General features: G+C 62.2%; 8 protein-coding genes. 4 read left to right on the top strand and 4 right to left on the bottom strand.

The genetic code is table 11. The features are described 5' to 3' along the window. The first annotated feature begins 52 nt into the window (after window positions 1–52). Window positions 53–544, top strand: a complete 492-nt coding sequence (locus AC1D06_RS40630; RefSeq protein ID WP_477991126.1) for a histidine kinase — start codon at window positions 53–55, stop codon at window positions 542–544. Between the two features lie 280 nt (window positions 545–824). Here AC1D06_RS40630 and AC1D06_RS40625 read toward each other — a convergent pair whose 3' ends face one another. Beyond that, window positions 825–2,729 (bottom strand): calcium-binding protein, encoded by a 1,905-nt coding sequence (locus tag AC1D06_RS40625; protein WP_477991125.1) that lies wholly within the window; start codon window positions 2,727–2,729, stop codon window positions 825–827. 284 nt (window positions 2,730–3,013) lie between these two features. Here AC1D06_RS40625 and AC1D06_RS40620 point away from each other — a divergent pair, with 284 nt between their 5' ends. Further along, on the top strand, window positions 3,014–3,508 hold the full coding sequence (locus tag AC1D06_RS40620; protein WP_477878601.1) for a histidine kinase: 495 nt from the start codon (window positions 3,014–3,016) through the stop codon (window positions 3,506–3,508). Window positions 3,509–3,611: 103 nt separating this feature from the next. On the opposite strand, the gene AC1D06_RS40615 is transcribed toward AC1D06_RS40620, so the two are convergent. Together AC1D06_RS40615 and AC1D06_RS40610 are read right to left on the bottom strand one after the other, a co-directional pair. Next, window positions 3,612–3,902, bottom strand: a complete 291-nt coding sequence (locus tag AC1D06_RS40615) for a DUF1236 domain-containing protein (protein ID WP_477878600.1) — start codon at window positions 3,900–3,902, stop codon at window positions 3,612–3,614. Window positions 3,903–4,107: 205 nt separating this feature from the next. Beyond that, window positions 4,108–4,386 carry a DUF4242 domain-containing protein gene (locus AC1D06_RS40610; protein ID WP_477878599.1) on the bottom strand — a complete coding sequence of 93 codons (279 nt, stop codon included), beginning with the start codon at window positions 4,384–4,386 and terminating at the stop codon, window positions 4,108–4,110. Window positions 4,387–4,539: 153 nt separating this feature from the next. On the opposite strand from AC1D06_RS40610, the gene AC1D06_RS40605 reads away from it, so the two are divergent. Continuing rightward, entirely contained in the window at window positions 4,540–7,128 is a 2,589-nt protein-coding gene (locus AC1D06_RS40605; protein WP_477991124.1) for an ATP-binding protein, read from the top strand. Between the two features lie 64 nt (window positions 7,129–7,192). Here AC1D06_RS40605 and AC1D06_RS40600 read toward each other — a convergent pair whose 3' ends face one another. Continuing rightward, window positions 7,193–8,113, bottom strand: a complete 921-nt coding sequence (locus AC1D06_RS40600; protein WP_477878608.1) for a zinc ABC transporter substrate-binding protein — start codon at window positions 8,111–8,113, stop codon at window positions 7,193–7,195. Between the two features lie 113 nt (window positions 8,114–8,226). Here AC1D06_RS40600 and AC1D06_RS40595 point away from each other — a divergent pair. Beyond that, on the top strand, window positions 8,227–8,494 hold a 268-nt coding region (locus AC1D06_RS40595), incomplete at its 3' end, for an ATP-binding cassette domain-containing protein (protein ID WP_477991123.1).

Here is an 8,494-nt window from a genome sequence, read left to right as displayed (position 1 = left end):
GTTGTGCCATAACCCCTCCCGCACGATCCCAGTGCAATCGGAGGGAACCCCAATGAAAAATCTCATCCTCGCGGCCGCCGCCGCCCTGCTTCTCGCCACCACCGCCCATGCGGGCGAAGTCAAGTTCCCGGCTGACGCGCCCGTCGCCACGATCACCATTCCGGACGCCTGGAAGACCACGCCGACCGATTCCGGCATCGAGGTTTCGTCCGATGACGACGCGGTCTATTTCTCGATCGACGCGCAGGACGCCAAGGACACCAACGAGACGCTCAAGGAAGCGATCGACTATCTCAACAGCCAGAAGGTTACGGTCGATGAATCGACCAAGAAGGAAGAGAAGGGCAAGCTCAACGGCATGGATGCCTACAATGTCTACTGGCAGGGCAAGGACAATGACGGCCCGGTGACGATCGGCTTCACCGCGCTCGCCGCCAATGCTGAGAAGACCCTGGTCATCACCTATTGGGGCGGCACCGAAGAGCAGAAGAAGCACGGCGACGAGATCGGCGCCATCTTCAACTCGCTCAAGCCGGTGCAATAAGCTGCGCCGAAGCATGTCTCTCGAAAGCGGTTCCGGTTTCGGGATAACGACATGCACGAAACGAGCAGATGAACCGCGTCGACCGAATCCGGAAGTGCGACGCGTTTTGGCGAGCGGTGGTCCGCGCAGCGGAGCAATCGATCCAGTGAATCGACGACAGCTTCAAACGTCCGGAGCGCAGGCGAAAGGCCGGCCAACCAGCCTTGACGCACCGATATCGCCCCGGAGACGATGGCTTTCCGTCGATCCAGACAGGATGCATGCGACGCCTCCGCACCTTTCAGAAGATGAAATCCGACTCATCAACCGAATGCACGTTGTTGAGCAGCAGCAGTGCCGCCTCCTTGCCACCGACATCGATTTCGAAATGGCCCTTGGACGCGGCCTTTTCCAGCGTCTTGAACGACAGGTCGAGCGCCGAAAGATCGATCTTGTCCTGGCCGTGGCGGAAATCGTGGATGACGGTGATGACGAAATCGTCGTCGTCGATGACGAAGATGTCCCTGCCGGCTCCCCCCGTGAGATCGTCGCCATCCTGGCCGCTGATCAACCGATCCGTGCCCGCGCCGCCTGACAAGATGTCGTGGCCCTCGCCGCCGTCGATCCTGTCATTGCCCTTGCCGCCGACCACATTGTCGTCGCCCTCGCTGCCGGTGAGGCGATCATCTCCGTCGAAGCCGAGAATCTCGTCATTGCCGGCCTCGCCGTCGACATTGTCCTTGCCGTCATTGGCCAACACGGAATCATCGCCGGCCCCTGCGCGGATCAGCACATCACCCTTGCCACCGAGGATCTCATCATTACCATCACCGCCGAACAATTCATCATTGCCACCACCCGGGCCGGCGTCGATCGTGTCATCGCCATCATCGCCGAACAGCCGGTCATTGCCGGCGCCCGCCTCGAGCCTGTCGTCGCCCTCGCCGCCGCGGATGACGTCGTTGCCGGCATTGCCGCGCATCAGGTCCGCGCCCTCGAAGCCGGTGAGCTTGTCGTTCTTGCCGAGCCCGAAAATGTCGTCCGATGCGGAAGTGCCTTCGAGGTCGAGCGCCAGGTTGAAGCTGACGCTTGCAGCCTCCGTATGAAACTGGAATCCGTTGATCTCCTCCATCGCCATATAGACGAGCTTGATCTGATCCTTGCCCTCGACGACGACGCCTTGCATGTCGAAGCCGTCGATTGCGAAGCCGAGATCAAGATCGAAGGTCTTGACCAGATCGCCGTCGAGATCGAAAACGTCGATGCTGTGTTGCACTTGGTCCGGTGCAGTGAGGACGCCCTGCAGCACGGCAAAGCCGACGCCATGGATCTCGTGGACGAGAGGCTGGGCATTCTGGCCGGGATTGACGATCGGCCCATCGCCGGCATGCGACAGCATCCTGACGGCGACCGCATCCTCCTCACCGCGCTCGAAAAGCTTCAACGTCTGCTTGCCGTGCAGCACCGGCCCACCGAGGGTGACGGTGGCGATACGGTTGCCGACGGCGTAGAGCGCCTCGGAATCAGCCGGAATGAACCAGCCGGGCGCCTTCTCGGCGCCCTTGTGCAACAAGGTCATGTGGAAATCATTGAGCGGCTCGGCTGCGTAGAGGCTGCCGTCGTCAAAGGCGAAGAACTGGCTGTTCCCGACGTTCTCGAACGTCTCGATCTTCTTGAGCTTGGGCGTGTCGCCGGTATCGTCGTAGCGAAAGAGGTCGAACGGCGCCAGGCTCTCGTCCCGGGCCGACATCACCGCCAGGTCGCGGTCGCGCGGGTCGAAGTCGAAGTCGCTTTCCAGGAACTGGTAGCTGCCGCGGTCGGGAATGAGTATGAAGGCATCGTCAAGCACCAGGCCGTCGCTGGTGAAGATCTTGCCCACGACATGTTCCTTGATGTCGCCCCCGTCGCTGAATAGCGGATTGTAGTAAATGGCGAGATTGCCGCCCCGCATCGGCTGGATCGTCAGCGTATCGACCTGGGCGGAGAACACACCGGGCAAGTCACCCTCGATCGCCGTCCGCGTCTCCAGCGCAAAGCCGCCGGCACCGTCTGACTTGTAGACAACCAGCATCAGATGCCGCTCGGAGGTCCCATCGCCAAAATCGGTGTCGTCGACCAGCACCGCAAAACCGCCATTCGACAGCGCCACCGGCACGCTCAAAAAAGCCTGGTTGTCGTTCTTGGGAAGGATTTCGAAGACCGGCACGGAATGCCTCCATGGCAAGGGTTGCGCTCATCTCGGACTGCGACAGTATGTCGCATGTCAATAGCACGGGATGGGGATGTCGCCAAGCTTGAGCGGAACTTGCTGTTGACTGACCCGGGATCGAGGCTGCAAGGACACACAGATCAGGCCGCGTTCTCATTGCCTACATCCCACCCCAGCCCCCTCCGACCATTTTTGGGTGCACCCCCAAAATCTCCCCCTGCCTCCACCCCATTGTGCCATAACCCCTCCCGCACAATCCCAGTGCAATCGGAGGACATCCAATGAAGAATCTCATTCTCGCGGCCGCCGCCGCTCTCCTGCTCGCGGGTACTGCGCAAGCCGGTGAAATCAGCTTCCCGAGCGACGCCCCGGTCGCCACCATGACCATTCCGGACGATTGGGGTCCGAAGGAAACCGATACCGGCATCGACGCCACGTCGCCGGACAATGCCGTTTACCTGTCGGTCGACGTGGCCAGCGCCGCCGACACTGACGCCACCGTCAAGGCTGCGATCAAGTATCTCGGCGACCAGGGGGTGACCGTCGACGACAAGTCGGCCAAGCAGGAAAACGGCACGCTGAACGGCCTGCCGCTATTCACGGTCTCGTGGGCCGGCACCGACAAGGACGGCGCAGTGACCATCGGCCTCGCCGCCGTGACCGTCGCCGCCGACAAGAACCTCGTCTTCACCTATTGGGGCACCAAGGGTTCCGAAGACGCCGACCAGGCCAAGATCACCGATATCATGCGCAGCCTGAAGCCGGCCGCCAAGTAGGTACTGCTTCGAACAGGCAAACGGCCTGCAAGAGGCACGATCGCGCCACCGCCGGGCGCGATCCAGGGCGGCCCCTCAGATGGGCCGCCCTTTTTCGTTCACGTCACTGATAGACGCGGATGATGCGTCGCGTCGACGGCTCGACGATCACCCGGTGCCGGTTGACCACGGCATAGTCATAATCTTCGTATTTGGGCACGCGGTGGACGATCACCGTATCGGGCAGTTCATCGCCGACAATGACATCACCGTCGATCGTGGCATCGTCATCGTAGGGCTGTTCGACCACATAGTGATCGACCTCGTCAGGCACGACCACCACTTCTCCTGCCAATGCCTGTCCGGCGCCGAGCGCTCCAAGCGCCACCAGCGTGGCAAAAATCCTGGTTTTCATCGTCTCGCTCCTTTCCTTGCGGGCCGTTGATCGAAGGGCAAAGGCCTGGGAGCGGGATTTGTTCCGAAATCGCCAGAAGCGCTCGTGGCACCGGACCGGGCGTCTCGCGGCGCAACCGGCGATCAGGCAAACGCGGTGCGGAGCTTCGCTCGAAACGCCGCACCGCGTGATCCATCGCGGATTGAATGCCTGTTGCGCCAAAGACTTACGCCCTTGCGGCCGTCTGTGGGCCGATCTCGGAGGCGATCTCGGTGACGAGATCGGCGGGGAAACCGCCTTCGCGGGCGTGGCGGTAAACGGTCTCGGCGCTCTCGGCCTCATGGACGCAATAGATCTTGTCGCCGGCAACATAGCTCGTCACCCAATTGTAGGGCTCGTCGAGGCGGGCGACGACGGCGTTCGACGCCGCGGAAATGTCGCGCAGCTGCTCGGCGGTCAGATTGCTGGCGCCGGCTATGTTGCGCTCGATAAGAAACTTGGGCATGCGGGACTCCTCAGATCTGGATCGATGAATTTACCGGAGAAGAGCTACAGCCATACACGGCTGTTCACATCGGAGTGATTCCCCATTTTCTTCGTGAATATTCCCCATTTTTAGAACGTGACCTTTGGGTTCAGAGGGGAAACATTCATTCTCATGCGACTTATCGAGCGTGCCTCCTATCTCGAGCAGTTGCAGTCGTTGCTGCGTCAGGCAGCCGACGGCAGCGGCAGCGTCGTGCTGCTCGAAGGGGAAGCCGGCGCCGGCAAGTCGTCGCTCACGGCAGCGTTTTCGCGCACGGTTCCTGCCGGCACGCATGTGCTGTACGGCGCCTGCGAGAATTTCGGCACGGCTGAACCGCTCGGTCCTCTGCGAGACATGGCGCGCGACGCCGGATGGACGCTGGCCAATGCGTTCGATGGCAATTGGATCGCGCTTTTCTCGGAAATCCTAGGTCTTTTGAACGAGACCAGCGCCACTACTTTGCTCGTGATTGAAGACATTCACTGGGCCGACGATGCGACTCTGAACCTCATCCGCTATCTCGGAAGGCGCATTCGCCATACCCGCATCCTACTTGCGATGACGGCGAGAAATGACGATACGACCAGCCAGGCGCGGCTGCGGCAATTGCTGGCCGACATACCGCCTGCGCATTGGCTGCGGATCGCCGTCCCGGCGCTCACCAGGACAGCCGTCCTCGATCTGGCCGGCGAGCGCGGTCTCAACGGCGAAGCGATATTCCACGCCACCGGCGGCAACGCCTATTTCGTCACCGAACTTGTCGAGGCCGGCGAGTGCGAGCGCCTGCCTGCCACCATCCGCGATGCCATCCTGGCGCGCGCCGATACGCTATCCGCGGTCGACAGGGATGTGCTGGCGGCAGCGGCGATCTCGCCCGACGCCTTCGTGCCCGAACTGATCGAAGCGATCTGCGGCGCGGCGACCCGTTCATCGCTCGAAACCTGCATCGCCTCGGGACTCCTGATGCCCTCAGGCGCAGGCTTGATGTTTCGCCACGAGATCGCCCGCCAGGCGATCGAGCAGTCGCTGCCGCCGCTGCGCCGGCGTGCGCTCAACGGCGAAGCGCTGGCGTTCTTCCGCAGCACGAAAGATGTTTCGATCGCGCAGATGGTGCATCATGCCAACGAAGCGCAGGATATCGCAGCGATCCTCGAACTGGCACCGCAGGCCGCGGCGGAAGCCGCACGCCTGAGCGCCCACCGGCAGGCGGTGCGGCACTATGAACTGGCCCTGGCGCATGCCGCCGCGCTGGGCAAGGCCGAACGCGCCGCACTCTACGAAAGCTATGCCTTCGAATGTCATCTGATTGGCCAGATGGAACGCGCCATCGCAGCACAGAAACACGCCGTGGACCTACATCGGGAATTGGGAGATTTGGCCCGCGTTGGCGAAAATTTGCGCTGGCTCTCCAGGCTCAGCTATCTCGCGGGCCATCGCAAGGATGCGGAACGCTTCGGAAACGAGGCCGTCGATATTCTGGAGGCCATCCCTCCGCATGCCGAACTTGCCATGACCTATTCCAACCTGTCGCAATTAGGAATGCTGGCCGGCGATACCAAAACCGCGACCGAGTTTGGCGACCGCGCCATCGCGCTGCTGACGGCCGGAGCGCTCGACAGGCCCGATATTCTCTGCCACGCGCTGAACAATGTCGGGACAGCGATCTACCACAAAGAGCCCGATCGGGCGCGTGCATTGCTGGATCGGGCCTTGGCGATCGCACTCGACCACGATTTCCAGGAACATGCCGCGCGCGCTTTCACCAACCGCGGCTGGATGGAAAGACGCCTTCATTCGCCCGGCATTGCCCAAGATTTCCTCGACCGCGGCATCGCCTATTGCGTGGAACGCGACATAGACACCTGGCGCGACTATATGCGCGGCGAACTGTCGGAACTGCTGCTCTCCCTCGGCCGCTGGCAGGAGGCGGCCATGGCGGCGCAGGCCGTGGTCGATAATCAGAATGCCCCCGCCTTGTCCCGCTATCCCGCGCTTGCGGCGCTGGCAACGCTCAGAACCCGGCGTGGCGAGCCGGCCGACGATCTGCTCGCGGAAATGGCGCGGTTCCTTGAAAACGGCCTCGAATTCCAGCGGCTGTCCGCCCATGCCGAACTGATGGCGGAACGCGCATGGTTGGGGCTCGCCGACCGCACCTCGGCGCTGCAGCGCCTGTGCCAGGCCCACGCTCTCGCCGTCGACGACATGGAACGCTCGACGATCTATTTCTGGGCCTACATGCTGGGAGAGCGGGGCCTCGCCCCGGATCGCCTGGAATGCGACCCGGCCGTCGTGGACATGATGGAAGGGCGATGGCAGGCGGCGGCCAAAATCTGGGACGCGAGAGGCGCCTCCTATCTCTCCGCGATCGTCCTGCTGCAAGGCGACCCGGAAGCGCAATATCGTGCGCTGACGACGCTCGAAGCGCTCGGCGCGACAGCGGTCGCCGACCACGCAAGAGCGGTCATCCGCCAAAGAAACGGCCGCGTTGCGGCGCGTGGACCGAGAGCAAKCACGCGCGCCAATTCAGCCGGCCTGACGCGCCGCGAGATGGATGTGCTGCGCCTGATCGAGGAGGGACGGACGAATATCGAGATCGGCGGCAGACTTTTCGTCTCGGCAAAAACCGTCGACCATCACATCTCGTCGATCCTCGCCAAGCTGAATGCAAAGTCCCGAGGCGAAGCAGCCGCCCTTGGCCGGCGGCTTGGTCTTCTGGCATAGGCACTGCAGAATTTCGCGCGGTCAGCACCCGGGACTGCATGGCATCAGGCTGAAAGGGAAAACTTCACTTCCCCAAACAATCCCTCAGCGACTTGGCCAGATTGCGCATCATGTCGAAATAGAGCCCCTCGCCTTTCGGCAGCGTGCCGGCCTCTGGGTCGAGCACGCCGGATTTGGCGTCGGTGCCTTCCAGCACCACGTCGATCAGTTTTGGTTCGAATTGCGGCTCGGCGAAGACGCAGGTGCTTTTCAGCGACTTGACCTTGTCATGGATCTCGGCGATGCGCGCCGCCCCCGGCAGGGTTTCGGGCGAGACGGTGATCGAGCCGGCAACGGTGACGCCGAACTGGCGTTCGAAATATTGATAGGCGTCGTGGAAGACGATGAACGGCTTATCCCTGACCGGTGACACCGTCTTGCCGATCTCCACCGCGAGCGCATCGAGATGATCGTCGAGGATGGCAAAATTCTTGGCGTAAATCCTGGCGTTGGCCGGATCGGCCTTGATAAGTGTCTTTTCGATCTGGATTGCCATCGCCTTGGCATTGTCGGTGTTGAGCCAGAGATGCAGGTCGGCTTCCTTGTGGCCGGCCACGGCCGGGCCGTCATCGGCGTGCGGCTCGAACGTGCCGCTCTCGCGCACCGGCAGTTTGATCAGGCCGGGCGCATGATCGAGTTCGACCACCTTGGCATTGGCGCCGAGGGTCGCCAGCGGCTTTTCCAGAAATTTCTCCATGTCCGGCCCAACCCAGAAGATGATGTCGGCGCCTTCCAGCTTGGCGGCATCGGATGGCTTCATCTGGTAAGTGTGCGGTGACGCAGCCCCGTCGATGATGACATCCGGATCGCCCACGCCATGCATCAGTGCCGCGACCAGCGAATGCACCGGCTTCAGCGACACCACGACCTTGGGCGCCGCCAGCGCCGTCATCGGCAGCACTGCGAGCAAAGTTGCCGTCCAGAGCAATCGCCGCATCGGCTTGATCCCTTTGTCTTTCGACCTATCCCTGGCAATGGGCAGGTAATGTTATTACATAAATTGCGTTACGCTATAACGTATGCCATAAGGGCTGCCAAGCCTCGCGACCGGAAAAATTCATGCTCAAGCGCACGCTCGAACCGCATATCCTCGTCCGCCTCGACAATGCCGGCGTCAGCCGCAAGGGCCGATGGCTGGTGCGCGGCGTCAGTTTTTCCGTCGGCCGCGGCGAGATCGTCACCCTGATCGGCCCCAACGGTTCCGGCAAATCGACCTCGGCGCGCATGGCGCTCGGCCTGATCGAGCAGAGCGAGGGCGAAGTGGCGCAGCGTGCCGGCCTGAAGGTCGGCTATGTGCCGCAAAAGATGTCGATCGACCGCACCATGC

The organism is Rhizobium sp. P2_G2 (genome assembly GCF_056403555.1).
This window is presented reverse-complemented; position numbering and strand designations above follow the sequence as displayed.

What these genes read in the sequence shown, in the direction of transcription:
- AC1D06_RS40630 (WP_477991126.1), top strand. Translation starts at nt 53, where the DNA reads ATGAAAAATCTCATCCTCGCGGCCGCCGCCGCCCTGCTTCTCGCCACC.
- AC1D06_RS40620 (WP_477878601.1), top strand. Translation starts at nt 3,014, where the DNA reads ATGAAGAATCTCATTCTCGCGGCCGCCGCCGCTCTCCTGCTCGCGGGT.
- AC1D06_RS40615 (WP_477878600.1), bottom strand. Translation starts at nt 3,902, where the DNA reads ATGAAAACCAGGATTTTTGCCACGCTGGTGGCGCTTGGAGCGCTCGGC.
- AC1D06_RS40610 (WP_477878599.1), bottom strand. Translation starts at nt 4,386, where the DNA reads ATGCCCAAGTTTCTTATCGAGCGCAACATAGCCGGCGCCAGCAATCTG.